Consider the following 25,916-nt stretch of genomic DNA (forward strand, 5'->3'; position numbering starts at 1 on the left):
GAACCGAGCCATGTCCCGTACGCTCGACAGACGAGCCGCCCTCCGCCTCTTCGCCGCCTCCGGCCTCGGTCTGGGCCTCGCCGCCTGCGCCGGACCGGGCGGCGGCGGAGCGTCCTCGGCGAGCAGCGACTCGCCCACGGCGCTCGCCACTTCGGGAGACGTCAGGGGAACCGTGTCCTTCGCCCACTGGCGGGCCGAGGACAAGGCGGTGATAGCCGAGCTGGTCGAGTCGTTCGTGAAGAAGTATCCGGACGCGAACGTCGAGCAGGACATCTCCCCGTCCGCCGACTACCAGTCGACCGCGCTGCGCCGCATCCAGGGCTCGAAGACGGGCGACCTGTTCACCGCGTTCCGGGGCGCGCAGTTCCAGCAGATCGTGAAGGCGGGCGTGTACGCGCCGCTGACCGGCACGGACGTGGTGGGCAAGTACCAGCCGAGCCTGATCACGCCGGGCGCGCAGGCGGGCCAACAGTACGGCCTGCCCTACCAGTTGGTGTTCAACATGCCGCTCGCCAACACCGACGCGCTCGACAAGGCGGGGCACACCAGCGCGCCGAAGGACTGGAACGGCTTCCTGCAACTCCTCGACGATCTCAAGGCGAAGGGGTACACGCCGATCGCCTGGCCGGGCGGGGACACCGCGAACGCGGGGCAGTTGCTCAACACGATGGTCATGAACAACGCGCCGAGCGACGACATGTTCACGAAGATCGAGTCGGGCGCGTACAAGGTGACCGACGACTGGTTCCTCAAGACCCTCGGCCAGTACGCCCAGTTGGCGCCGTACTTCCAGGCCCGCGCGACCGGTTCGACGACGGACGCGGTGACGCAGTTGTTCGCCTCCGGCAAGGCGGGGCTGCTCGCGACCGGCTCCTTCCAGATGGCCGGGGTGCGGGCGCTGGGGGCGAAGTTCCCGTTCGACCTGGTCGCGCCGATCACGACGACAGCGGGGCAGGCCAAGTACGAGGGCGTGTTCAACGCGACGTTCGTGCTCGGCGTGAACAGCGCGTCGAAGGTGCAGCCGGCGGCGTACGCGTTCCTGGAGTTCCTCAGCGACCCGGTGAACGCGGCCTTCTACGCGAACGGCACCGGGCAGCACGTCACGGTGAAGGACGTCGCGTACACGAACACCGACCTCAAGGCCGTGTCGCCGTGGCTGACCCGCAAGACGCTGCTCGCGCCGCGCTTCCAGTTCCTGAACCTGGACATCCGCTCGGCCGTCGAGAACGCGGCCGTCGCCGTCGTCGGGGGCAAGAAGCCGGCGCAGGCGGCCGAGGAGGCCCAGCGTGTCATCGACCAGAAGCGCGCGTAACCGCCGTGCGCCGCGGGCACTGTGGTTCTTCCCGGTGCCCGCGCTGGCCCTCTACCTGTTCTTCTTCGCGTACCCGACCGTGCAGGCGGTGCAGTACGCGCTGACGGACTGGGACGGCTACAGCGCCACGTACCACAGCGTCGGACTGGACAACTTCCGTCAACTCGCCACCGGTGACGACGTGTTCAGGAACGCGGCGGAGAACAACCTGAAGCTGATGGTGGTGGTCGTCCTCGCCCAGACGGCGCTGGCGCTGTTCCTCGCGCTCTACCTGGTCCGCACGACCCGCGCCTCGACGTTCCTGCGCGCGCTGTTCTTCCTGCCGACGGTGCTGTCCTCGGTGGCGGTCGCCTTCGTGTGGCGGTTCGTGTACGACCCGGACGGCGGGCTGCTCAACTCGGGCCTGCGCGCAGTGGGGTTGGGCGGTCTCCAGTCGGTGTACCTGGGTAACCCGGACACCGCCGTGTACTGGCTGGCGCTGACGCAGGTGTGGTTCCACGCCGGTCAGATGATGGTCGTCTTCATCGCCGGACTCCAGGCGATCCCACGGGAGTTGTACGAGGCGGCCGAGCTGGACGGCGCCGGGCGGTGGGCCAGGTTCCGGTATGTCACCTGGCCGTTGGTGGCTCCGGCGACCGGGATCGTCGTCGCCTACACGACCGTGCAGTCCTTCAAGGCGTTCGACCTGGTCCTCGGGCTCGGCGGCAACCCCCCTGGCCCGGCACTGGACTTGCTGTCCACCCGGGTCTACACCACCTTCTCCAACAACCAGTTCGGCTACGCCGCCGCCCAGTCCCTGCTGTTCATGGCGCTCATCGCGCTGCTCACCTGGGTCCAGCGGCGGGCGATCCGGAGGGCGACGCGATGACGAAGACCCTGCGACCCCTGGTCCTGATGCTGGGCGCGGCGACGGTCGTACTCCCTTTGCTGGTCGTGGTGTTCGGCACGTTCAAGACGTTGCCGCAGCTCTTCGACTCGCCTTTGTCGCCGCCGAGTTCACCGACACTGGACAACTACCGGCGCGCGGTCGACGAGGGCGGGCTCGGGGCGGCGTTCGGCAACAGTGTGATCGTGACGGCGGGTGCGGTGGCGCTGACGCTGGTCCTCGCGAGCCTCGCCGCGTTCTTCTGCGCGCGGGTGCCGGGGCGGGCCGGCTGGATCGTGTTCGGTGTCCTCGTCGCGGGGCTCGCGGTGCCCGCGCAGGCGGCGATCGTCCCGCAGTACGTGCTGTTCGACCGGCTGGGGCTCACGGACAGCCTGCTCGGGCTGGTCCTCGTGGACACGACGATGACGCTGCCGACGGCCGTGTTCATCCTCGGCGGTTTCCTGCGCACGATCCCCGAAGAGCTGTACGAGGCGGCCGAGTTGGACGGGGCGGGGCCGCTTCGCTCGTTCGTGTCCCTCGCGCTCCCGCTGACCCGGCCCGCGCTCGCCACGACCGGCATCTTCCTGTTCGTCATGGACTGGAACGACCTGCTCTACCCGCTCCTGTTCATCCGCTCCCACGAGCACCGGACCCTGCCGCTGGCCCTGCTGGACTTCCAGGGCGAGTTCCTCACCCAGTACCCCTTGCTGTTCGCGGGAGTCGTCATCGCGTCGGTGCCGGTGGTGGTCGTGTACGTGCTGCTCCAGAAGCACTTCGTGTCGGGGCTGACGGCGGGGGCGGTACGGGGGTGAGCCATGACGGCAACCCGTCCGATGACAACAACTCGTTCAACATAATGAGTTGACGTGTTTTCGTTCAAATCCGATGCTGGGCGCATGACTTCAGACCCGTTCACCGCACCCGACCCCGAACAGGCCCGCGCCCGGCGCGTGTACCCCTCCCTCTTCCGGATAGCCGAACGGCACGCGGCCACGGACGCGCAGCGCGCCCGGCAGACCAACCCCGCAATCCTGGCGCCGCACGAGGCGGTGCGGCTGGTGGCGTTCCTGCTCAGCGGGGCGGCCCTGAAGGAGGACGGGGAGGAGGCCGTCGACCGGGCGGACATCACCGCCGCGTTGACGCTTCTGCCGCTCGTGCGGGCCGAGTTGGACGAACTGGAGGCGGGGCTGCTCCAGATGGCCCGGGGGCGCGAGATGACCTGGCAGGAGATCGCGTTCGGGCTGGGCCTGGGGACTCCGCAGGCAGCCCGGCAGCGGTACGAGCGGCTGGCGAGCCGGGTGGGGGACGAGGGCGAGTAGGCGTCCGGGCGGGGTCAGTCGCCGGTCCGGCAGGTCGTCAGCACAAGATCCACCCCGACTTGACCTCCCCGCGCCCCACCTGTCCCTCCACCCGCACGCACCGGTGTCCGGCGTGGACCGTGACGGCCGGGGAGGTGCGGGTGTCGGACCAGCCGCGCCGTACGGGGGCGTTGCCCCGGGCCTGGACGGTGACGGAGATGCTCTGCTTCGGGCCGGGGCGTTTGGCGAGGGTGACCGCGCAGACGTAGCCGGGGCGCTTGTAGACGACGACCGTGCCGGTGGAGAAGGGGAGCGTGCGGACCTTGCGGCCGAAGCAGGCGGTGGGGACGGGCTGTTTCCCGGCGGCTCTGTCCGGCGCCGCCGCCGCGATCGCCGGCGTCGCCAGGGCGAGCACCCCGGACGCCGTGAGGACGGCCGTCACGAGCGCCAGCCGTCGTCGTATCGCGCGTTTCTCCATGGTCCCCACCCGTGAGTCGTCCGCCCGTACTGATGTACGGACGCATGACATGTGTCGCACGGTTGCACGACCGTCACGAGGACACGGCTCCCCCGCGTACCCCCTGAGAGTCAACCCTCTGGTCCCCCCGTACGCATCCCTCCCGAGGACTACGCGCGGGCATCGGTCATGAGGAGGACACCGCGTCGACCGGCTCCCCCACGAACGTCCGCCACAGCACGGCGTACCGGCCGTCGCGGGCGAGGAGTTCCTCGTGGGTGCCGTCCTCCGCGACCCGCCCGTCGGCCATGACGACGACCCGGTCGGCGCGGGCGGCGGTGGTGAGGCGGTGGGCGACGACGAGGGTGGTACGGCGCCCGGCGAGCCGTTCGGTGGCCTGGTTGACCTGCGCTTCCGTCGCGAGGTCGAGGGCCGCCGTCGCCTCGTCGAGGAGCAGGACGTCGGGGTCGACGAGCTCGGCGCGGGCCAGGGCGATGAGCTGGCGCTGCCCGGCGGAGAGGTTGCGTCCGCGCTCGGCGACCTCGTGGAGGTAGCCGTTCTCCAGCGTGGCGATCATCTCGTGCGCCCCGACGGCCCGCGCCGCCGCCTCGACCTCGGCGTCGGTCGCCTCGGGACGGCCGTACGCGATGGCGTCGCGGACCGTCCCCTGGAAGAGGTACGCCTCCTGGGGGACCACCCCGAGGCGGTGGCGGTACGACGTGAGGTCGAGGTCGCGCAGGTCGGTGCCGTCGGCCAGGACCCGTCCGGACGTCGGGTCGTAGAACCGGGCGACGAGCTTCACGAGCGTCGACTTGCCGGCTCCGGTCTCGCCGACGAACGCGACGGTCTGTCCCGCCGGAATCCTCAACGTGACGCCGCCGAGGGCCTCTTCGTCGTCGGTGTAGGCGAAGTGGACGTCCTCGAAGGCGATGTCGCCGCGCAGCGAGAGCACGTCGAGGGGTTCGTCGGCGGACTTCGTGGAGGTCGGTTCCTGGAGGAGTTCCTGGATGCGGCCCAGCGACACGGACGCCTGCTGGTAGCCGTCGAAAACCTGGGAGAGCTGCTGGACGGGCGCGAAGAACAGGTCGATGTACAGCAGGTAGGCGACGAGCGCGCCGGTCGTGAGCGTCGCCGCCTCGACCCGCCCCGCGCCCGCGACCAGGACGGCCACGGCGGCGACGGACGACAGGAGCTGCACGAACGGGAAGTAGACCGAGATCAGCCACTGCCCGCGCACCCGGGCCTCGCGGTACGACGTGCTGCCCGCCGCGAACCGGGCGGCGCCGTCGTCCTCGCGCCGGAACGCCTGGACGATCCTGAGGCCGGCCACCGACTCCTGGAGGTCGGCGTTGACGGTGGAGATCCGCTCCCGGGCCAGCTCGTAGGCGCGCACGCTCGCCCGCCTGAAGTAGTACGTGGCTACCACCAACGGGGGAAGGGTCGCGAAGACGACCAGCGCGAGCTGCACGTCGATGACGACGAGGGCGACCATGATCCCGAAGAAGGTGACGACGGAGACGAACGCGGTGACGAGCCCGGTCTGGAGGAACGTCGACAGGGCGTCCACGTCCGTCGTCATCCGGGTCATGATCCGGCCGGTCAACTCCCGTTCGTAGTAGTCGAGTCCGAGCCGCTGGAGCTGGGCGAAGATCTTCAGCCGCAGGGTGTAGAGGACTCGTTCGCCGGTCCGCCCGGTCATCCGGGTCTCGCCGATCTGGGCGGCCCACTGCACGAGCACCGCGAGGAGTGCGAGGAGCGACGCCACCCACACCGCGCCGAGCGCCGCCTCGGTGACGCCGCTGTCGATGCCGTGCCGGATGAGGACCGGCAGCAGCAGGCCGACGCCCGCGTCCACGGCGACGAGCCCGAGGCTGATCAGCAGCGGTGTCCGGAATCCGCGCAGCAACCGCCGTAGCCCGTAGGACTGTTCGGGGGTGACGGCGCGCGCCTCGTCGATGCCGGGGGTGTCGGTCGCCGGGGGCAACGCCTCGACCTGGGCGAGGAGTTCGGGGGTCGACGGGGTGCCCGAGAGGGCCGTGTCGCCGGTCCGCCGCTCCCCCGCCCACAGCCGGGGCGTGAGACCGCGCTCGGCGTCGAACTCGGCGTCCAGTTCGTCGCGTACGGTCGTGTCCTCGGCGGCCTGGACGGGCCGGGCGTGGCCGGGGCTGACGCCGCCGAGGCCGTCGGGGTCGGTCAACAGCCGCCGGTACAGCGGGGATCGGCGTTCCAGTTCGGCGTGCGTGCCGATGTCGGCGAGGCGTCCGGCGTCCAGGACCGCGATGCGGTCGGCGAGGTTCAGGGTGGAGCGGCGGTGGGCGATCAGCAGCGTCGTACGGCCGGTCATGACCTGGGCGAGCGCCTCGTGGATCTCGTGCTCGACGCGGGCGTCGACGGCCGACGTGGCGTCGTCGAGGACCAGGAGCCGGGGGTTGGTGAGGATGGCGCGGGCGAGGGCGACGCGCTGGCGCTGGCCGCCGGAGAGGGTGAGGCCGTGTTCGCCGACCTTCGTGTCGTACCCGAGAGGGAGGTCGGCGATGAAGCGGTCGGCCTGGGCGGCGCGGGCGGCGGCCTCGATCTCGGCGTCGGTGGCGTCGGGGCGGCCGTAGGCGATGTTGCTGCGGACGGTGTCCGAGAAGAGGAAGGAGTCCTCGGGTACTAGTCCTATGGCGGTACGCAGCGAGTCGTACGTCAGCTCGCGGACGTCGTGGCCGCCGATCAGGACCGCCCCGCGGGTGACGTCGTAGAAACGCGGCAGCAACAGCGACAGCGTGGATTTTCCGGAGCCGGAGGCGCCGACGATCGCGAGGGTCTCCCCGGGGCGGATCTCGAAGCTGAGGCCGTCGAGGACGGGGCGTTCGTCGTCGTAGCCGAAGGTCACGTCGTCGAACTCGACGGTGGCCGGGGCGTCGGCGGGCAGGTCCTTGGTGCCCTCGCGCATCGTCGGCTCGGTGTCGATGAGTTCGAGGACGCGTTCGGTGCCCGCGCGGGCCTGCTGGCCGACGGTCAGGACGAGGGCCAGCATCTTAACGGGGCCGACGAGTTGGGCGAGGTAGGTGGAGAACGCGACGAACGTGCCGAGGGTGATGTGGCCGCGGACGGCGAGCCAGCCGCCGAGGGCCAGCATCGCGACCTGGCCGAGCGCGGGGACGGCCTGGAGGGCGGGCGTGTAGCGGGAGTTGAGCCGGATCGTGCGCAGCCGTCCCGCGAACAGACGGCGGCCGACCTCGCGCAGTTTCCCGGTCTCCTGGTCCTCCTGCCCGAAGCCCTTGACGACGCGTACGCCGCTGACGGCGCCGTCGACGACTCCGGCGACGGCGGCGGCCTGGGCCTGCGCGTACCAGGTCGCGGGGTGGAGCCGGCGGCGGCTGCGGCTCGCGATCCAGATCAGCGCGGGGCCGACGGCGAGGGCGACGAGGGTGAGCGGGAGGGAGAGCCAGGCCATGACGGCGAGGGAGATCACGAACAGGGCGATGTTGCCGATCGTCATCGGCAGCATGAAGAGGAGGCCCTGGATGAGCTGGAGGTCGCTGGTGGCCCGCCCGACGACCTGGCCGGTGGACAGCTCGTCCTGGCGGCGGCCGTCGAGACGGGTGATCGTCCCGTACATCTCGGTACGCAGGTCGTGCTGGACGTCGAGGGCGAGGCGGCCCCCGTAGTACCTGCGGATGTACGTCGTGACGTACACCACGAGAGCCGCCCCGAGCAGGGCGCCCGCCCAGGGGGCCATCGAGCGGGAGTGGTCGCCGATGACGTCGTCGATGATCACCTTCGTGATCAGCGGGACGACCGCCATGACCGCCATACCCGCGAGGGAGGAGCCGAGGGCCAGGAGCGTGTCCTTCGGATACCGCCAGGCGTATCCCGCCAGCCGTCGTGCCCATCCCCGTTGCGCTGCCACGCGGTGCCCTCCTGATGTCCGGACGTACCTCTCCGGAGGGAGTCAACACAGGCAGAAGCGGATTTCATCCCTCCGCAACAATTCCGGGGATGATCTCCGCTTCTCTCACGCTTTCAGCGCGTCCTCACTCTCAGGTAGTAGAACCGCGTCGTCTGTACGGCGTTCTGGTTGTCGTCGCTGACCAGGGTCACCCGGAGCCGGTCACCGGTCCGGCCGGTGACGGCCATGCCCTCGATGTTGTCGAGCAGCGGGTTGGGCTGGGGCTGCTTCGCGGTGGCGCCGAGGCTCGGGCAGTCGGCGAGGTCGGCGAGGAGCGTCTTGCGGACGACCCTGACCCCGGGCTGCCCGGTGAGGTACTCCACACCGCTCGTGTCCGTCGCGCGGCGCGGGTCGGCGAGGTAGAGGCGGACGGTGTTGCCGACGCCCGCGGTGAACCCCCGCTCCAGGACGAGGAGCCGTCCGTCGGGCAGCGCCTGCACCTCGGGGACGCCGAGCCCGGCGTCGGTCCGGTAGGCGTACTGCGCGCCGAGCACGAAGCCCCGGCCGTGCCGCCTCCAGGTCTGGAACCGGACGGTCCCGGCGGTGTCGCCGCTGAGCGCGTACTCCATGGAGGCCAGCAGCGCACGGCCGCCGTCCGTCCAGGTCAGCCCCTCGAAGGTGCCGTTGGACACGGCCCGCCCGGCGGGCGCGACCTGGAGCGCGGCGGGCACGGGGAGCCGGTCGAGGACGTGGCCCGCGCGGTCGTAGCGGCGGACCGACGGCTCGGTCTCGGAGGTGATCAGCCGGGTGCCGTCCCGGTCGATGACGAGCCCTTCGGAGTCGAGTGCCGCGCCCTTCTCGTCGGCGAGCTGAACGACCTTGCGGGGCTGGAGAGTTCGCCGGTCGAGGGAGAAGAGGGCCGACCGGTCGGAGAGGGCCGCGAGGGTGCCGTCCGGATCGAGGGCGAGCGCGGAGAAGTTGCCGGTGAAGTTCCCCTCGTACGACGTCTTGTCGAGGGAGTCGGAGAAGCCGTCGATGGCCACGGTGGGCGAACAGGCGTTGCCGCCCGCCGAGTCGACGGCGACGGCCGGGCCCGCGGCGGTCAGTGTGGTGGCCGCCGCCAGGCCGGCGGTGAAGGTCGCGAGTACGGTTCTCAGGCGCATGGACGGCACCGTAGGACGAGTGGGTGTCGTCCGGGGGAACACCATGCCAAGAGCGCCGGTTTCAGGACGCCTTGAGGTCCGCGTGGATCACCTTGGCGACGCCCTGGATGGTCGTGATCCCGTAGTTCATGGTGCTGTTGCCGTGGGTGAGCACGGTGATCGTGTAGTCGTGCCCGCCGCCGGTGAAGGTGCCGACGCTGTGCACGCGCCAGCCGTTGGTCGCCCGCTGGAGCCAGCCGTTCTTGACGCGGACGGCGACACCGGCCGGGGCGCCGTAGGGAGTTCCCCAGCGCTGGGACGAAATCACCTTGCTCATCAGGCCGTTGACGTAGGAGCGGGAGGCGTCGGTGAGGACGGTGTTCTTCGCGTGCAGCAGCTTCAGGAGCTTCTGCTCGTCGGTGACCGTGATCTGGGTGAGCCCCCAGTAGCCGTTCGCGCCCGGCTTCGTCTGGGTCATCGCGGCGGCCGTGAGGAAGTTCTTCACCTTGGTGACGCCGAGTTGCTTCCACAGGGTGCTGGTGGAGGCGTTGTCCGACTTGGTGATCATGGCGGTCGCGAGGGTCTTCTCGCGGGCGGTGAGGGAGCGCTTCGTCTTCTGCGCGTCCCAGAGAAGGGTGGAGAGAACGGTTACCTTGACGACGCTCGCCGAGTCGTAGGCCGAGGAGGCGCGCAGGGTGCAGTTGGTGTTGGTCGTGCGGTCGTAGAGGCCGACGGCGACCGTGCCCTTGCGGGAGGCGAGCGCGGCGGTGATGTCCTTCTTGAGTTTGGCGGCGAGGGCCGCCTTGGACGACGTACAGCTCACGGCGGGCGCGGCTGCCGAGGCCGGGGCGGCGGCGGTTATGAGCAGTCCGGTGCCGAGGGCGGCGACCAGGGCCGCTCTAGCACGTCTCGAAGTCGACAGAGTCATACCAGAGTTGACTCATACGTTCGAGGTAAGGGTTGTACGGTCCACCGACACGGTTGGGCAAAGGTTGCACAACGCGTTACCGCGCCCTGTGCGGTTTCACAGGTGACGGCCAGCTTCGGCACAGCCGCCGCCAACGCGGGCTTCGCACCATGCTCGGGTGACATCTGCCACCGATCCCCACCCCCACACGACCGAGTCGACCGTCTCCCCGGACCGGCCGCCGCCCGAGCCCGCAGCGCCCGGCACCCCGGAGAAGGCGCCGCGCTGGTCGCTGCCCGCGCTGCTCGCGATCCTGGTCCTGGCGGCGGTCCTCTACTCCTGGAACCTCTCCGGGTCGAGCCTCAACAGCTTCTACAGCGCGGCCGTGCTGAGCGGCACCGAGAGCTGGAAGGCGTGGTTCTTCGGCTCGCTGGACGCCGGGAACTTCCTGACCGTCGACAAGCCGCCGTTCGCACTGATGGTGATGGGCCTGTCCTGCCGCGTCTTCGGCTTCGGCACCTGGCAGATGATGCTGCCGATGGTCCTGGTCGCGCTCGGCACGATCTGGATTCTGCACTCGTCCGTGAAGCGGGTGTGGGGGCACGGCGCGGCGGCCGTCGCCGCGCTGGTCCTCGCGCTGACCCCGATCACCGTCGCCATCAACCGCGACAACAACCCCGACACGCTGCTGGTGTTCCTGATGGCGGGCGGCGCGGCCCTCGCGCTGCGGGCCGTCCACAACGGCAGGCTGCTGCCGCTGCTCGGTTCGGCCGCGTGCTTCGGGCTCGCCTTCAACACCAAGATGCTCCAGGGCTACATCGCGCTGCCGGCCGCGTTCGCGGTCTACCTGTACGCGGCGAAGCCCCGGCTGGTGAAGCGGATCGTCAACCTGGCTCTCGCGGGTGTCGTCCTCGCGGTCTCGTCGTTCTGGTGGGCGGCGGCCGTATCCGTAGTACCCGCGGAGGACCGCCCCTACATCGGAGGTTCGACGGACGGCAGCGCCTGGAACCTGATCATGGGCTACAACGGCCTCGGCCGGGTCTTCGGCGGCGACGGCAACATGGGCGGCGGAGGCGGGGGCGGTGGGGGCGGCGGAGGCTTCTCCGGCACCGCGGGGATCGGCCGGATGTTCAACGACATCCTCGGCGGGCAGATCTCCTGGCTGCTGCCGTTTGCCGCAATCGCTTTCATCGGCGCGGTGATCCTGTGCGGGCGCGCCCCGCGCACCGACCTGACGCGGGCCGCGGTCCTGATGTGGGGCGGCTGGCTGGGCCTGCACTTCCTCACCTTCAGCATGGCCGAGGGCACGATGCACCCGTACTACACGACCGCCATGGCGCCCGGGATCGCGGCGCTGTGCGGCGGCGGTGGCGCGATGCTGCTGCGGGCGATGCGGACGGACAAGCGGTGGGCGTGGGTGCTGCCGGTGGCGCTTGCGGTAACCGGTATCTGGGCCGTTGTGCTGCTGCGGCGGGCGTCCGGCTGGAACACCTGGCTGTGGCCGGCGATCGGTGTGCTGATGGCGGCGGCCGTCGTGGGGCTGATCGTCTTCCGGTCCGGGAACCGGGTGCGGCTGCTGGCGGCCTCCGTCGCGGCGGCGGTCGTCGCCTCGGTGGCGGGGCCCGCGGCGTACGCGTGGTCGGTGCCGTCGGGGTCCGGCGGAGGTATGGGGGGCACCAACCCCACGGCCGGTCCGACGACCGGCAGCGGCGGCTTCGGCGGCGGTCCCGGCGGGGGCAACCGCGGGGGCAACCGCGGGGGCGGCATGGGCGGCGGGCAGGGCGGGTTCCCCGGCGGCCAGGGTGGTCAGGGCGGCCAGAACGGGCAGTCCGGGCAGGGCGGTCAGCAGGGCGGCGGTCAGATGACGCCGGGCGGCGGGAACGGCGAGCTGCCGGGCGGGGCCCAGGACGGGACGGGGCAGAACGGGTCCGGCCAGAACGGCTCCGGGCAGAACGGCCAAGTCCCGGGCGGTCAGGGCGAGTCCGGTCAGTCCGGCCAGGCGCCCGGCGGCCAGAGCGGTGAACTCCCCGGCGGTTTCGGTGAGATGGGCGGTACGCCGCCCGGCGGCACCGGCGGCACCGAGGGCGGCGGCGAGTCCGGCACCGAGGGCGGCATGACCGGCGGCGGCCCCGGCGGTGGCGGCATGGGCGGCGGTGGCGGTATGGGGATGGGCGGCGCGAACAGCGAGCTGATCACCTACCTGAAGAAGCACCAGGACGGCGCCAAGTGGCTGCTCGCGGTGTCGAGTTCGCAGAGCGCGGCCCAGCTGATCCTCAGCAGCGGGCAGCCGGTGATCTCCATGTGGGGCTGGTCCGGCAGCGACAAGGCGATGACCCTCGCCAAGCTGAAGGAGCTGGTCAAGAAGGGCGAGCTGCACTACATCCAGATCGGCGGCAGCGGCATGGGCGGTGGCCCCGGCGGCGGTTCGAACGTCAGCTCCGAGGTCACGGAGTGGGTGCAGAAGAACGCGACGGCGGTGAAGGAGAGCGACTACAGCAAGAGCGCGTCGACGTCGACGGGTTCGACGGCCACGGAGTCCGGCTCCGAGTCGGCCGAGTCGGCTGAGTCGTCCGGGTCGTCCTCCACCTCCACGTCGAACACCTCGACGATCTACCGGCTGGACCCCTCGGACGTGAGCTGACCCTCACCCCGCACGTCAAGCGGCCCCCGACCCACCAGGGTTGGGGGCCGCTTCACGCGTTCACGAGGTCAACTCGCGTAGATCACCACTGATTTGCCGTTTCTTGACACCGAACAGACACGTCGGATTCATTTACATGACCTCATGTGCATGTCACGCTCCCCCTGTTGCCCCCCACTCAACACGCGTAGACAGGACACTCCTTATGCTGGCGACACGCATACGCCGCCGCTGGAAGTCAGTGGCTCTGACGACCACCGCGGTCCTGGTGGGCCTCACCGCACCAGCCATGACGGCGACCCCGGCCGCCGCCACGACGACCGCGTACGACGCGACGTACTACAAGGACGCGGTCGGCAAGACGGGCGCGAGCCTCAAGTCCTCGCTGCACACGATCATCAGCAGCCAGACGAAGATCTCGTACTCGGCGGTGTGGAACGCGCTGAAGGCGACCGATCAGGACCCCAACAACAGCAGCAACGTGATCCTGCTCTACAGCGGCGTCTCGCGCAGCAAGTCGCTCAACGGCGGCGACGTCGGCGACTGGAACCGCGAGCACGTGTGGGCCAAGTCGCACGGCGACTTCGGCGAGGCGACCGGCCCCGGCACCGACCTGCACCACCTGCGGCCGGCGGACGTCCAGGTCAACAGCACGCGCGGGAACCTGGACTTCGACAACGGCGGCAGCTCCGTCACCAACGGCGGCGGCAGCAAGGTCGACTCGGACTCCTTCGAGCCGCGTGACGCGGACAAGGGCGACGTCGCCCGCATGATCCTCTACATGGCCGTGCGCTACGACGGCGGTGACGGCTTCGCCGACCTGGAGCCGAACGAGAAGGTCAACAACGGCAGCAACCCGTACATCGGCAAGCTGTCCGTCCTGAAGGCGTGGAACGAGCTGGACCCGCCGAGCGCCTTCGAGGAGCGCCGCAACCAGGTCATCTACGACACGTACCAGCACAACCGGAACCCGTTCATCGACCACCCGGAGTGGGTCGAGGCGATCTGGTAGAAACCGGTATCAGCAACGAGGGCCCTCTTCCCGCCGGGGAGGGGGCCCTCGGCGTCGGCGGGGCACCGAGTCAGCCGCGCCCCTCGCTCCCCCGGCGGGCGGCGAGGGCGACCAGCGCGCCGACCGCACCCGAGGCAGCCAGCACCCCACCCATGAGCATCCCGTAGTACGCCCCGCCCGATACGACGCCGCTCACAAGCAGTGCCGCCATCACCGACAGGGCGACGGCGAGCGCCAGCAGCGCCGACGCCATCCCGCGCGCCTCCTCCAAGGCCCCTCCCCACAGCTCGGACACAATGATCCACAAGCTTACACAGCCGCCTCGGAAAATCCCCGACTCCCTTTTCCCGCAAGGGAGTTGGCCTTCCGGCGCCGGGCAACGGATCATGGGCGGAGCGGTCGAGCGGGAGGGGATGGGACGACGGTGAGCTATGCCCTGGAGATGAGCACGGGGGACATGCGGCAGGTGGTGCGGCTGCTGACGGCGGTGGAGCGGACGCCGGAGCAGGAGGAGCATCTCGGCAGGGTGCGGGAGCGCTGCAAGGCCCTGGACATCAGACTTCAGAGCCAGGGGGTCGACTTCGAGGTGCCGGTGATCCGGGCGCTGGAGGAGCTGATCGACGGCGCCCCGTCCCGGAACATGTGCCAGGCGTACACGCACGCCTTCCACGAGGTCGTGACGTCCTGTTTCTCGTACACCACCGACCTGGGCAGCTGGCGCCGGATGTCCTGGTTCCAGACGGTCTCCAACGACCTGGCGCGCAACGGCATCCCGGCCGCCCTGCTGCCCGAGACGTTCCTCTTCTCCGGCCCGCCCCTCCCCCTGCCCGACACCGGCGACATCCACCCGAGGATCGGCACCCTCTCCATGCGCCGGGCCGCCGAGGCCGCGACCGCCTACACCGCCGTCCTGGACCGGGTCCACCCCGACTGCCAGGACACGGTCCGCCGCTTCACCGAGGCGTTCCGCTTCGAGGTGGACGACTGGCGGCCCCACTCGACGGCGGACACCCTCTTCTTCTGGTTCGACTGATCCAGGCTCACCCGATGATCGCCGCCCCCAGCAGTTCCATCTCGGCTTCGGCGTGGCCGACTTGGACGAGCCCGGGCCGCAACTCCTCGCCCTGGGTGCCGAACTCCTCGACACGGGCCCGCCGAACCGCGGTTGGCGCGTCTACGCGAACCCGGCGGGACATCCCCTGTGTCCGGTCAGGCGGCGCGCACGGTAAGTCAGGCCCACAGCAGGGGAGTTCCGGCCGCAAGGGCGGGGTTCACGCCGCCACCGCCTCCACCACCGAAAGCACCGAGTCCGTCGGGATCACCCGCGCCAGCTTCAGTCCGGCCGCCTCGAAGAGTTCGGCGAAGTCGCTCGCGGTGCGCTCCCGGCCGCCGAGGGAGGCCATCATCATGATGTCGAGGGTCTTGGACTGGTGCGGCGCGTTGCCGGGCGGGACGACGGCGTCGAGGACGAGGACCCGCCCGCCGGGGCGCAGGGAGCGGCGGCAGTGGGTGAGGAGGGTGACGCAGTCGTCGTCGTACCAGTCGTGGGTGATGCGCTTCATCATGATGACGTCGCCGGCGGGCACGGCGGTGAAGAAGTCGCCGTCCTCCAGGGCCCAACGCCCGGCGATCTCCGGGTCGTCGGCCAGTCGGTGGCCCGCGAGGACGTGGGCGCGGTCGTACAACACCCCTTCCAGGCCCGGGTTCTGACGGAGCGTCTCCTGGAGGAGCCCGCCGTGACCGCCGCCGACGTCGACGACCGTCCCGGCGGCCGGGAAGTCGTACGCGGCGGCGATGACCGCGTTCTCGGGGTCGGACATCGCGGCCATCCCGACGTGGAAGACGGCCGCCGTCCGCTCGTCCCGCGCGAAGTGGTCGAAGAACGGCATCCCGAACATCACGTCGAACGCGGGCAGTTGACCGGAGAGACAGCCGGCCAGCTCCCCGGCGGGCTGCCACATGCTCCGATCGGTGATCATCTGTACGGCGCTGCGCGCGGAACCCGGCACGTCGCTGCGGAGCGCCTGCCCCGTCTCGGTCAGGGTGAACTCGCCCCGCGCGTCCTCCTCGACGATGCCCCGGGTCGCGAGCAGCCGCAGCACGCGGTAGAGCCCGCGCTCGTCGACGCCGGTCGCGACGGCGAGCTGGGCCGGGGTGCGGGGGCCGTCGGCGAGGTGGTCGGCGACCCCGATCTCGGCCGCCGCGCGCAGGGCGGCGGGATGAAGAAAGCCGAGCGCCTCGTCGATGAGGAAGGCGGCGGAACGGCGCAAGCGGTTGCTCTCCGTTTCCGGGGCCCCTGCCGTACCGGTCCCCCGACCAGCTTCGTCCTGCCGCATGCCGTCCTCCTCGCACCGAAAGCCGAAAGTAACTTTCTCAGCACTCAGAGTGACAGATGGGGTGAGTGGAGCGGAACGCCCGAAAGAGCCAACCTGTCCGGCCGACGGCGCCCTCCACGGACGCGTCGGCTACAGGTGCGCCGGCTACGGAGCTGTCGGCTACAGGTGCGTCGGCGCGAACATCCGCAGCAGCGCCGGCAGCACCACCACCGAAGGCCCGGGCTCGGCAAGGGACTTGGCGAGATCCTCGGCGAGCGTCTCCGGCGTGGTCCGCACCCCGGGCACCCCGAACGACTCGGCCAGCGCGACGAAGTCGGGGCGGGCCAGCTCAGTCCCGGTGGCCTCGCCGAACGCGTCGGTCATGTACTCCCGCAGGATGCCGTACCCGCCGTCGTCGACGATGAGCCAGGTCACGTCGTACCCGTACTGCCGGGCCGTGGCCAGCTCGGCGATCGAGTAGAGCGCGCCGCCGTCCCCGGACACCGCGAGGACGGGCCGTGTCGGATCGGCGGCGGCGGCGCCGAGGGCCGCCGGGAACGCGTACCCGAGCCCGCCCGCGCCCTGGGCCGAGTGCATCAGGTTGGGCGCGCCCGCGTCGAAGGCGGCCCATGCCCAGTAGGCAAGGATCGTCATGTCCCAGAACGACGCGGCCTTCTTCGGCAGCGCGCGCCGGACGGACGCCAACACCTGCTGCTCCAGCCCAAGTTGCTGACCGGACAGCCGCTCCCCCACCTTGGCGAGCAACTCCCGTACCCGCTCCGGCGCTTGGGGGTCGTCGCGGTCGTCGACCGTTTCGAGGAGCGCCTGCACGGCGAGCCGCGCGTCGGCGTGGATGCCGAGCGCCGGATGGTTGGACTCCAGCTTGCCGAGGTCCGCCTCGATCTGGATCACCCGGCCTCGCGGCGCGAACGTGTGGTAGTTGGAGGAGAGTTCACCGAGTCCGGAGCCGACGACGAGCAGTACGTCGGCGTCCTCGAGGAGGTCGGTGGTGTGCCGGTCCTCCATCCACGACTGGAGGGACAGCGGGTGGTTCCAGGGGAAGGCCCCCTTGCCGCCGTACGTCGTGACGACCGGCGCGGAGAGCCGCTCGGCGAGTCTGCGCAGTTTCCCGGCGGCGTCCGAGCGGACGACCCCGCCGCCGGCGACGATCACCGGGCGCTCGGCGCGGGAGAGCAGGTCCGCGGCGACGGCGGTGAGTTCGGGGCGGGGCGCCAGCTCCTCCGGGGTCGCGTCGACGCCGGTCACGACGGGGAGCGCGGCCGGGGCGAGCAGGACGTCCTGCGGGATCTCCACCCACACCGGTCCGTGCGGCGCGGAGAGCGCCGAGCGCCACGCCTCGGCGATCGCCGAGGGGATCTGGGACTGGCTGCGGACGGTGTGGACGGACTTCACGACGCCCCTGAACGAGGCCGCCTGGTCCGGGAGTTCGTGGAGGTAGCCGTGCCGGCCGCCGCCGAGGCCCGCGCGCGGGACCTGGCTACAGATCGCCAGCACGGGCGCCGAGGCGGCGGCGGCCTCCTGGAGCGCGGCGAGCGAGGTCAGCGCGCCCGGACCGGTCGACAGCAGCAGCGGGGCCGCCTCGCCCGTGACCCGCCCGTAGGCGTCGGCCGCGAACCCGGCGTTGTTCTCCACCCTGAGACCGACATACCTGAGACCGGAGCGGCGCAGCGCGTCGAACATGCCCAGCGCGTGCTGGCCGGGCAGTCCGAAGACGGTCGTCGCACCGAGGCCGGAAAGCGTTTCCACAACCAGGTCCCCGCCGATCCGCCCGGCGGGAGGGTTCAGCGCGGCCTCGGTCTGGGCCGCCGTGGGACGGAGGACGAGGTCATGGTCGTGAGTCACTGTGCGCGGGCCTCGGCAATCTGGCGGGACATGAGGGTGACCAGCTCGTACGCCGTGTGGGAGGCGGCGACGGAGGTGATCTCGGCGTGGTCGTAAGCCGGAGCAACCTCTACCACATCGGCGGAAACGAGGTTGCACCCGGACAGCCCGCGCAGAATCTCCAGCAGCTCGCGGGACGTCATACCGCCGGCCTCGGGGGTACCCGTACCCGGGGCGTGCGCGGGGTCGAGGCAGTCGATGTCGATCGAGACGTACAGCGGCCGGTTGCCGACCCGCTGCCGGAGCTGGTCGGCGACCTCGTCGACGCCGCGCCGCATGACGTCGGCGGAGGTGACGATCCCGAAGCCCATCTTCTCGTCGTCGGTGAGGTCCTGCTTGCCGTAGAGCGGCCCCCGGGTGCCGACGTGGGAGAGCGCGGAGGTGTCGAGGATGCCCTCCTCGACCGCGCGGCGGAACGGGGTGCCGTGCGTGTACTCGGCGCCGAAGTAGGTGTCCCAGGTGTCGAGGTGGGCGTCGAAGTGCAGCAGGGCGACCGGGCCGTGCTGCTTGGCGACGGCCCGCAGGAGGGGCAGCGCGATGGTGTGGTCGCCGCCGAGGGTCATCAACCGGGCGCCGCCGTACAGGAGTTGGTCGGCCGCTGCCTCGATCGTCTCGACGGCCTCGTTGATGTCGAACGGGTTGACGGCGATGTCGCCGCCGTCGGCGACCTGCGCGAGCGCGAACGGCGAGGCGTCCTGCGCCGGGTTGTACGGCCGCAGCAGCCGGGACGCCTCCCGGATCGCGTTGCCGCCGAACCGCGCCCCCGGCCGGTAGGAGACGCCGGAGTCGAACGGCACGCCCACGACGGCGACATCGGCCTTCCCGCCGACCTCGTCGAGCCTCGGCAGCCGTGCGAACGTCGCGGGTCCGGCGTAGCGGGGAATCCGTGAGGAGTCGACGGGTCCGCGCGGCGTCTCGTGCTCAGCCATGGTCAAGTGCCTTCTTTCTCACGCCTGTTGGGCGCGCCTTGAATGTCTCCTACGACGAGGTCGTCGCCGTGCGGAGCTGGTGGTCCGTCAGTTCCGGTGCGTGCCCGGCCAGTCGCTCACGCCAGGCGGCGAGGACGGCCTCGTCGGTCGGCGGGGTCGCGAGCGAGACCAGGACGTAGGCGGCGAGGGAGGCCAACAGGCCGTAGTACACGGGCTCGTTGGCGAGGATGCCGTACGTCGCCATCAGCGCGATCACCGAGCCGCCGCCGACCACGACCGAGGCCAGCGCGCCGTGCACGGTCCCCCGCTTCCACAGCAGTCCGCCGAGGATGGGGACGAGGAGGCCGCCGACGAGCAGGTTGTAGGCGACCGTCAGCGCCTCCACCACGTTGTTGAGCGCGACCGCCGTACCGATCACGGCGACCCCCATGACCAGGATGAACAGCCGGTTGTCACGGACCTCGTCACCGCTCTCGGCGCCGGCGGCCCGGCCGCGCAGCCGCGCCCAGATGTCGTTGTTCGCGACCGTCGCGCAGGCGATGAGCGCGCCGGACGACGTCGACATCACCGCCGCGAGCGCCGCCGCCAGCACCAGGCCGCGTACGCCGACGGGGAGTTCGTCCTTGACGATCGTCGCGAAGGCGTCGTCCGCCGAACCCAGGTTCGGGTACAGGACCTTGGCCGCCGTACCGATCACCGCGCCCGCGACGGCGTACGCGAGGCAGTACGAACCCGCCACGGTGCCACCCCACTTGGCGGTGCGGTCGGTCCTCGCGGTGAACACCCGCTGCCAGATGTCCTGGCCGATGAGCATGCCGAAGGTGTAGATGAGGACGTACGTGAAGATCGTCTCGCCGCCGATGCCCAGCGGGTCGAAGTACGACGTGGGCAACTCGTCGCGCATGGCGGCGAATCCGCCCGCCTTGACGACGGCGATCGGCAGCAGCAGGAGCAGCACGCCGATGGTCTTGACGACGAACTGCACCATGTCCGTCAGGGTGATCGACCACATCCCGCCGAGGGTGGAGTAGGCGACGACGATCGAGCCGCCGAGGACGATCGCGAGGGTGCGGTTCATGTCGAAGAGGACGTCGAAGATGGTGGCGTACGCGATGGTCGAGGTCACCGCCAGCATCAGGGTGTAGGCCCACATCACCACCCCCGAGACGATCCCGGCCCGGCCGCCCCCGTACCTCAGGTCGAGCATCTCGGAGACGGTGTACACCTTGAGGCGGGCGATGCGGGCGGAGAAGAAGACGCTGAGGGCGAGCAGGCCGAGGCCGATGGTGAAGACCATCCAGGCGCCGGAGAGGCCGTACTGATACCCGAGACCTACCCCGCCGATGGTGGACGCGCCGCCGAGGACGATCGCCGCCATGGTCCCGGAGTACATCACGGGGCCGAGCCGGCGCCCCGCGACGAGGAACTCGCTCTTGGAGCGGGCGCGGCGCATGCCCCACCAGCCCATGGCCAGCATCCCGGCCAGGTAGACGGCGATCACGGTGTAGTCGACGGCCATGGAATCCCTCACTCAGGCTGCGCGCCCTGGGGCGCTCGTTGTCGCCGTGCGGGTGACGGACTCCGACATTAGGTGGCCGGAAAGCGACTGCGAAGTGTACGTTTCCCACACCGTCGCGGTACAGGATGGAGGAAACGCACATGCATGGCGAACCGTCGGCCGCTTCCCCGCCCCCGGCGGTCCCGCCCACCCCGCCCGTCCCCCTCGCCGCCCTCCTGGCCCGCGAGGATCTCGCCCTGCGCCAGATCGCGGGCCCCGCCGACCCGGCGACGGTCCTGTACGGCGCCCTCACCTCCGAGATGGCCGACCCGTACCCGTACCTCCTGGGGGGCGAGCTGCTCCTGACGGCCGGCGTGCACATCCCGGAGGCGAGCGGGTCGGGGACCTACTTCGACGACTACGTCTCCCGGGTGATCGAGGCGGGCGGCGTGGCTCTCGGGTTCGGGGTCGCCCCCGTCCACGACACGGTCCCCCGGGCCCTGGTCGCCGCCTGTGAGTCGTACGGGTTGCCCCTGATCGAGGTCCCGGAGGCGACGACGTTCGCGGCGGTCGCCCGCGCGGTGTGGCAGCTGATGGAGCGGGCCCGCACCTCGGAGCTGCGCCGGGTGACGGAGGCCCAGCAGAGCCTCGCGGCGGCGGCCTCCCGTCCCGACCCGGTCCCGGCGGTGCTGCGGCAGCTCGCCCAGCGGACGGGGGGACGGGCGGTGCTGTTCGGGCCGGACGGGAGGGAGGTCGCGGCGGCGGGGACGGCGGGCGGGGGTTCCGGGACGTCCGGGGCTCCTGGAGGTTCCGGGACGCCCGGGAGCGACGTGGACGACGTGCTCGCCGCGCTGGCCCACCTCGTCACGACCCGTGCCTCGACGACGGCCACCGACACGGACCCGGCGACCGGGTTGCACCTGGCGGCGTACGCCTTGGGTACTACGGGGTCCACAGGGACGGGGACTACAGGGCCTACGGGGCCCACGGCCCTGACCGGCGGGCGCGCCGCAGGTACTACGGGTACTACGGGCGGCCCCACCCCCCGCCGCCCCCACGCCCTGGCCGTGGCCTCCCCCCACCGCACCCCCGCCGACCACACCATCACCTCGGTGGCCGCCGTCCTCCTCACCCTCCTCACCGACGAACGCCAGAGCACCCCCGAGACGACCCGTACGACCTCCCTCGTCCGCCTCCTCCTGGGCGCCCGCCCCGAAGAGGTGGCCCCGCTCCTCACCCCCGGCACCACTCCGAGCCCCGCCCCCGGCACCGCCCCCGCTCCCGACCCCGGCCACACTCCCGACCCCGCTCCCACCACCCCCCTCTCCACCCCCGCCCACTGGATCGTCGTCCACGCCCGCCGGACCAGCCCCGTCCCCCGGGAGACCCACACCCCCTCCACCCTGGCCGCAGCCCTCGGCACCCCGCTCGTCGACGCGGGCGCCGACGTCGTACGCCTCCTCCTGCCGGCCGGGGAGGACCCGTACCCCGCCCCGCCGCCTCAGCCGGGATGGACACTCGGGGCGAGCGCCCCCGTGGAACCCGTCGACTGGCCCGCCGCCGACGCGCAGGCGGCGCGGGCGCTCGCGCGGGCGCTGGCGACCCGTGTCCCCGTGGTCCGGCACACGGCCCGCACGAGCCTCACCGCGCTGATCGCCCCGCAGGACGCCGAGGCGCACGCTCGGACGCTGCTCGCGCCGGTCGCGGGCAGCCCCGCGCTCACCGAGACACTGCGCAGTTGGCTCTCGCTGCACGGGAGTTGGGACCGGACGGCGGTCGCGCTCGGCGTGCACCGCAACACCGTGCGCCAACGGATCGCGCGCTGCGCGGGGTTGCTGGGTACGGACCTGGACGATCCGGACGTACGGATGGAGTTGTGGTTCGCGCTCAGGGAACGCGCGGGTGGCGAGGGGTGATCGTCGACGTGACCCACGTCCCAGCGGCTGGAACTGCGCAGACGCGCACAGGCCGCTGGACCAGAATGGGGGCATGCCGATACCCCGGATTCCCACCCGCACCGAGCTCGTCGACCACCTGGTGAAGACCCGCATCGCGGGCCAGGTGGCCACGCCGCGCGAGAACAACCTCTCTCACTACCGTCAACTCGCCAACGGGGTGCGGAACTTCTGGCTCGGGCTGGAGCTGGGCGACCGGTGGGCGGACGAGCAGGACGTGCTGGCCGTGATGGCGGAGCGGGTCGGGGTGAACGACGATCCGGAGTACCGGTACGGGCAGGACACGATCGACCCGGAGCTGACGGTCGACGCGCTGGACCGGATGGCGGCGCGGCTGCGGAAGGCGGCGGACGGACATCAGCGGGTGCTGTTCGCGACGGGGCACCCGGGCGGGCTGCTGGACGTGCACCGTACGGTCGCGGGGGCGCTGCGCGCGGCGGGCTGCGACATCGTGGTGATCCCGGACGGCCTCCAGACGGAGGAGGGGTACGTCATGCAGTTCGCGGACGTCGCGGTCCTCGAACACGGCGCGACCCTCTGGCACACGCACTCCGGCGAGCCGATGCGGCAGATCCTCACCGCCCTCGAACGCACCGCCCGCGACCTGCCCGACCTCGTCGTCGCCGACCACGGCTGGGCCGGGTACGCCGGTCAGCACGGCATCGACTCCGTCGGGTACGCCGACTGCAACGACCCCGCCCTGTTCCTCGCGGAGTCGGAGGGCACGCTCCAGGTCGCGGTCCCGCTGGACGACCACGTAGTCAGCCCCCGGTACTACGACCCGATGGTGACGTACCTGCTGGCGGAGGCGGGGCTGAGATGACCCGTAGTACCCGTAGTACCTGCGGCGAGGCGCCCCACACCGGCCCCTACCCCTCCCGAGGGACCCTGACCACACCCTCCTGGATCACCGAGATCGCGAGCTGCCCCTCCCGCGTATAGATCCGCGCCTGCCCGAGCCCCCTCCCCCCGTGCGCCGACGGCGACTCCTGGTCGTACAGGAGCCATTCGTCGGCGCGGAAGGGCCGGTGGAACCACATCGCGTGGTCGAGGGAGGCCCCGACGACATCCCCTACGGCCCATCCCCCACGCCCGTGGGCGAGCAGGACGGAGTCGAGGAGGGTCATGTCGGAGACGTAGGTCGCGAGTACTACGTGGAGCAGCGGATCGTCGGCCAGCTTGCCGTTCGTGCGGAACCACACCTGGGAGTGCGGCTCCCGCGGCTCACCGAACTGACCGTAGGGCGGCTCCTCGACGTACCGCAGGTCGATCGCCTCGCGGGATTCGAGGAAGCGCTCGACGACCTCGGGGGCGAGATGCCCGTACCCGCGCAGCCGTTCATGGCTGGTCGGCAGGGTCTCCGGGTCGGGCGCGGGCGGCATCGGGGTCTGGTGGTCGAGCCCGTCCTCGTACAGCTGGAAGGACGCGGAGAGCGCGAAGATCGGCCGACCGTGCTGGACGGCGACCGCGCGGCGCGTGGTGAAGGAACGGCCGTCGCGCAGCCGCTCGACCGTGTAGACGATCGGCGCGCCGGGGTCGCCGGGGCGCAGGAAGTAGGCGTGCAAGGAGTGCGCGAGCCGGTCCGGCGGGACCGTGCGCCCGGCGGCGACCAGCGCCTGCGCGGCGACCTGCCCGCCGAAGACCCGGGGGACGACGGCGGAGCGGGACTGGCCGCGGAAGATGTTCTCCTCGATCTGTTCGAGGTCGAGCAGATCGAGGAGATCCTGAAGTGCCTCGGTCATGGCCCCTATTTCTACTGACTGATCGTTACGGGGGCCTTGCCGGATTCCTACAGGCCCATGTTCTTGGCGATGATCGTCTTCATGATCTCGCTGGTGCCGCCGTAGATGCGGTTGACGCGGTTGTCCGCGTACAGGCGGGCGATCGGGTACTCGTTCATGAAGCCGTAGCCACCGTGCAGCTGGAGGCAGCGGTCGATGACGCGGTGCGCGACCTCGGTGGTGAAGAGCTTCGCGGAGGCGGCCTCGGCGGGGGTCAGCTCGCCCGCGTCGAGCGCCTCGGTGGCGCGGTCGACGACGGCTTCGGCGGCGTCCACCTCGGCCTGGCAGGCGGCCAGCTCGAACTTGGTGTTCTGGAAGGCGGCGACCGGCTGGCCGAAGACGACGCGGTCCTTGACGTACTGCGTGGCGAACCGGATCGCGGCCTTGGCCTGCGCGTACGCGCCGTAGGCGATGCCCCAGCGCTCGGAGGCGAGGTTGTGGCCGAGGTAGGAGAAGCCCTTGTTCTCCTCGCCCAGCAGGTCCTCGACGGGGATCTTGACGTCGACGAACGCCAGCTCGGCGGTGTCGGAGGTCTTCAGGCCGAGCTTGTCGAGCTTGCGGCCGACGGAGTAGCCCTCGGCCTTCGTGTCGACGACGAAGAGAGAGATGCCGTGGCGGCGGTCCTCGGCGGTCGGCGCGGAGGTGCGGGCGCAGACGATCATGCGGTCGGCGTGGACGCCGCCGGTGATGAAGGTCTTGGCGCCGTTGAGGACGTAGTGCGTGCCGTCCTCGGAGAGCTTGGCGGTGGTCTTCATGCCCGCGAGGTCGGAGCCGGTGCCCGGCTCGGTCATCGCGATGGCCCACATCTCCTCGCCGGAGACGAACTTCGGGAGGTAGCGCTTCTTCTGCTCGTCGGTGGCGAGCAGCTTGACGTACGGGAGGCCGAGCAGCGTGTGGACGCCGGAGCCGCCGAAGGTGACGCCCGCGCGGGCGGTCTCCTCGTAGATGACGGCCTCGAACTTGTACGAGTCGATGCCGGCGCCGCCGTACTCCTCGGCGACCTGGATGCCGAAGACGCCCAGCTCGGCGAGCTTGTAGTAGAACTCGCGCGGCGCCTGCCCCGCGGCGAACCACTCGTCGTACACGGGTACGACCTCGGCCTCGATGAACGCCCGAAGGGTCTCCCGGAACGCCTCGTGATCCTCGTTGAACACCGTACGGCGCACGCCGCCACCTCCCACTACATGTCTAAGCGCTTGCTCATACCCCAAGATACCGGTGGGTAGCGAGCAGCGTCCAGAGATACAGGTCACTCCGGGGGAACAGGCACGCACGCGCGTGCATCATCCGCCGGAAAACGCGCTCCACGCGTGCGTGGACGACGCGTACGACACACCCCACCCCGACGCGCACGAGGCACCCCTCCCCGACGCGTACGACACACCCCTCCCCATCACCCCCTCACTCCCCCTCCGCAGCCGCCGCGAACGCCCCCCGAGCCATCCGGTGCAGCAGCAGCGCCGTGTCCCCCCTCCCGGGAAGCGACCCCGCGCGCCCCAGGTGAGGCGTGGAGTTCAGGAGCCCGAAGACGGAGTGGACGGCCGACCGCGCGGCGGGCTCGGCCAGCCCCGGATAGACCTCCCGGACGACGCCCACCCACAGCTCGACGTACTGCCGCTGGAGCTGCCGCACGAGCTTGCGGTCGCTCTCGCGCAGCCGGTCCAGCTCGCGGTCGTGGAGGGTGATCAGCGGACGGTCGTCCAGGGCGAAGTCGATGTGCCCCTCGACCAGGGAATCGAGCACCCGGGAGGGCGACGTACCGTCGGCCGCCTCCTGGAGGCGCCTGCGCGCGCCGGTGAGGAGCCGGCCGCTGATGCCGACGAGCAGTTCCGCGAGCATCGCGTCCTTCCCGGCGAAGTGCCGGTACAGACCGGGCCCGCTGATGCCGACGGCCGCACCTATCTCGTCCACTCCGACGCCGTGGAACCCGCGCTCGGCGAAGAGGCGCGCGGCTGCCCCGAGGATCTGGTCGCGCCGGGTCGAGGCGTCGGTTCTGGTGCCCATGAAATCGATTCTAGACAGGCT

21 protein-coding genes and 1 pseudogene are annotated in these 25,916 nt (G+C 71.0%); 10 read left to right on the top strand and 12 right to left on the bottom strand.

Annotation, left to right across the window (positions count from 1 at the left end; genetic code table 11):
• The first annotated feature begins 10 nt into the window (after positions 1-10).
• From ABZX85_RS25770 to ABZX85_RS25785, 4 genes are all read left to right on the top strand, one after another.
• On the top strand, positions 11-1,312 hold the full coding sequence (locus ABZX85_RS25770) for an extracellular solute-binding protein (RefSeq protein ID WP_355872991.1): 1,302 nt from the start codon (positions 11-13) through the stop codon (positions 1,310-1,312).
• Positions 1,287-2,180 (top strand): sugar ABC transporter permease, encoded by an 894-nt coding sequence (locus ABZX85_RS25775; RefSeq protein ID WP_355872993.1) that lies wholly within the window; start codon positions 1,287-1,289, stop codon positions 2,178-2,180. The genes ABZX85_RS25770 and ABZX85_RS25775 overlap by 26 nt, the downstream gene beginning before the upstream one ends.
• Positions 2,177-2,989: a carbohydrate ABC transporter permease gene (locus ABZX85_RS25780; RefSeq protein WP_355872995.1), complete on the top strand. Its 813-nt coding sequence runs from the start codon at positions 2,177-2,179 to the stop codon at positions 2,987-2,989. The genes ABZX85_RS25775 and ABZX85_RS25780 overlap by 4 nt, the downstream gene beginning before the upstream one ends.
• Before the next feature lie 84 nt (positions 2,990-3,073).
• On the top strand, positions 3,074-3,496 hold the full coding sequence (locus ABZX85_RS25785) for a DNA-binding protein (RefSeq protein WP_355872997.1): 423 nt from the start codon (positions 3,074-3,076) through the stop codon (positions 3,494-3,496).
• A gap of 37 nt (positions 3,497-3,533) precedes the next feature.
• Here ABZX85_RS25785 and ABZX85_RS25790 read toward each other — a convergent pair whose 3' ends face one another.
• From ABZX85_RS25790 to ABZX85_RS25805, 4 genes are all read right to left on the bottom strand, one after another.
• A complete protein-coding gene (locus ABZX85_RS25790; RefSeq protein WP_355873000.1) occupies positions 3,534-3,953 on the bottom strand; it encodes a hypothetical protein in 420 nt (139 codons plus the stop codon).
• Between the two features lie 166 nt (positions 3,954-4,119).
• Positions 4,120-7,830, bottom strand: coding sequence for an ABC transporter ATP-binding protein (locus ABZX85_RS25795; RefSeq protein ID WP_355873002.1), 3,711 nt, complete (start codon positions 7,828-7,830; stop codon positions 4,120-4,122).
• A gap of 113 nt (positions 7,831-7,943) precedes the next feature.
• Complete coding sequence (locus ABZX85_RS25800; RefSeq protein WP_355873005.1) at positions 7,944-8,972, bottom strand: esterase-like activity of phytase family protein; 1,029 nt, start codon at positions 8,970-8,972, stop codon at positions 7,944-7,946.
• Between the two features lie 61 nt (positions 8,973-9,033).
• On the bottom strand, positions 9,034-9,879 hold the full coding sequence (locus ABZX85_RS25805) for a serine hydrolase (RefSeq protein WP_355873007.1): 846 nt from the start codon (positions 9,877-9,879) through the stop codon (positions 9,034-9,036).
• 157 nt (positions 9,880-10,036) lie between these two features.
• Between ABZX85_RS25805 and ABZX85_RS25810 the strand changes: the two genes are divergently transcribed.
• Positions 10,037-12,499, top strand: coding sequence for a glycosyltransferase family 39 protein (locus tag ABZX85_RS25810; protein WP_355873010.1), 2,463 nt, complete (start codon positions 10,037-10,039; stop codon positions 12,497-12,499).
• Between the two features lie 205 nt (positions 12,500-12,704).
• On the top strand, positions 12,705-13,511 hold the full coding sequence (locus ABZX85_RS25815; RefSeq protein ID WP_355873013.1) for an endonuclease: 807 nt from the start codon (positions 12,705-12,707) through the stop codon (positions 13,509-13,511).
• Between the two features lie 70 nt (positions 13,512-13,581).
• Here the strand turns inward: ABZX85_RS25815 and ABZX85_RS25820 are convergent, their stop codons facing one another.
• Complete coding sequence (locus tag ABZX85_RS25820; protein ID WP_355873015.1) at positions 13,582-13,782, bottom strand: hypothetical protein; 201 nt, start codon at positions 13,780-13,782, stop codon at positions 13,582-13,584.
• 153 nt (positions 13,783-13,935) lie between these two features.
• Here ABZX85_RS25820 and ABZX85_RS25825 point away from each other — a divergent pair, with 153 nt between their 5' ends.
• A complete protein-coding gene (locus ABZX85_RS25825) occupies positions 13,936-14,544 on the top strand; it encodes a hypothetical protein (protein ID WP_355873017.1) in 609 nt (202 codons plus the stop codon).
• A 1-nt stretch (position 14,545) separates the two neighbouring features.
• Positions 14,546-14,740 (top strand): annotated as a pseudogene (locus tag ABZX85_RS25830) (VOC family protein); the annotation flags it as partial.
• Between the two features lie 42 nt (positions 14,741-14,782).
• Here ABZX85_RS25830 and ABZX85_RS25835 read toward each other — a convergent pair.
• The 4 genes from ABZX85_RS25835 to ABZX85_RS25850 all read right to left on the bottom strand — a co-directional run bounded on the left by ABZX85_RS25835 (position 14,783) and on the right by ABZX85_RS25850 (position 20,176).
• Entirely contained in the window at positions 14,783-15,847 is a 1,065-nt protein-coding gene (locus ABZX85_RS25835) for a methyltransferase (protein WP_355873019.1), read from the bottom strand.
• Between the two features lie 159 nt (positions 15,848-16,006).
• A complete protein-coding gene (locus tag ABZX85_RS25840) occupies positions 16,007-17,689 on the bottom strand; it encodes a thiamine pyrophosphate-binding protein (RefSeq protein ID WP_355873021.1) in 1,683 nt (560 codons plus the stop codon).
• Positions 17,686-18,657: an agmatinase gene (speB, locus tag ABZX85_RS25845; RefSeq protein ID WP_355873024.1), complete on the bottom strand. Its 972-nt coding sequence runs from the start codon at positions 18,655-18,657 to the stop codon at positions 17,686-17,688. The genes ABZX85_RS25840 and speB overlap by 4 nt, the downstream gene beginning before the upstream one ends.
• Positions 18,658-18,706: 49 nt before the next feature.
• Entirely contained in the window at positions 18,707-20,176 is a 1,470-nt protein-coding gene (locus tag ABZX85_RS25850) for a sodium:solute symporter (protein ID WP_355873027.1), read from the bottom strand.
• Between the two features lie 140 nt (positions 20,177-20,316).
• Between ABZX85_RS25850 and ABZX85_RS25855 the strand changes: the two genes are divergently transcribed.
• Together ABZX85_RS25855 and ABZX85_RS25860 are read left to right on the top strand one after the other, a co-directional pair.
• Positions 20,317-22,071, top strand: a complete 1,755-nt coding sequence (locus ABZX85_RS25855; RefSeq protein WP_355873029.1) for a helix-turn-helix domain-containing protein — start codon at positions 20,317-20,319, stop codon at positions 22,069-22,071.
• 73 nt (positions 22,072-22,144) lie between these two features.
• Positions 22,145-22,933: a phosphatase gene (locus ABZX85_RS25860; RefSeq protein ID WP_355873032.1), complete on the top strand. Its 789-nt coding sequence runs from the start codon at positions 22,145-22,147 to the stop codon at positions 22,931-22,933.
• A gap of 46 nt (positions 22,934-22,979) precedes the next feature.
• Here ABZX85_RS25860 and ABZX85_RS25865 read toward each other — a convergent pair whose 3' ends face one another.
• The 3 genes from ABZX85_RS25865 to ABZX85_RS25875 form a co-directional block, all read right to left on the bottom strand.
• Positions 22,980-23,852: an acyl-CoA thioesterase II gene (locus ABZX85_RS25865; protein ID WP_355873034.1), complete on the bottom strand. Its 873-nt coding sequence runs from the start codon at positions 23,850-23,852 to the stop codon at positions 22,980-22,982.
• Between the two features lie 47 nt (positions 23,853-23,899).
• Positions 23,900-25,057 carry an acyl-CoA dehydrogenase family protein gene (locus tag ABZX85_RS25870; protein WP_355873037.1) on the bottom strand — a complete coding sequence of 386 codons (1,158 nt, stop codon included), beginning with the start codon at positions 25,055-25,057 and terminating at the stop codon, positions 23,900-23,902.
• 235 nt (positions 25,058-25,292) lie between these two features.
• Complete coding sequence (locus ABZX85_RS25875) at positions 25,293-25,895, bottom strand: TetR/AcrR family transcriptional regulator (protein WP_355873040.1); 603 nt, start codon at positions 25,893-25,895, stop codon at positions 25,293-25,295.
• Between the last annotated feature and the right edge of the window lie 21 nt (positions 25,896-25,916).

This window comes from Streptomyces sp. NPDC004539 (genome assembly GCF_040610055.1).
Lineage (GTDB): Bacteria > Actinomycetota > Actinomycetes > Streptomycetales > Streptomycetaceae > Streptomyces.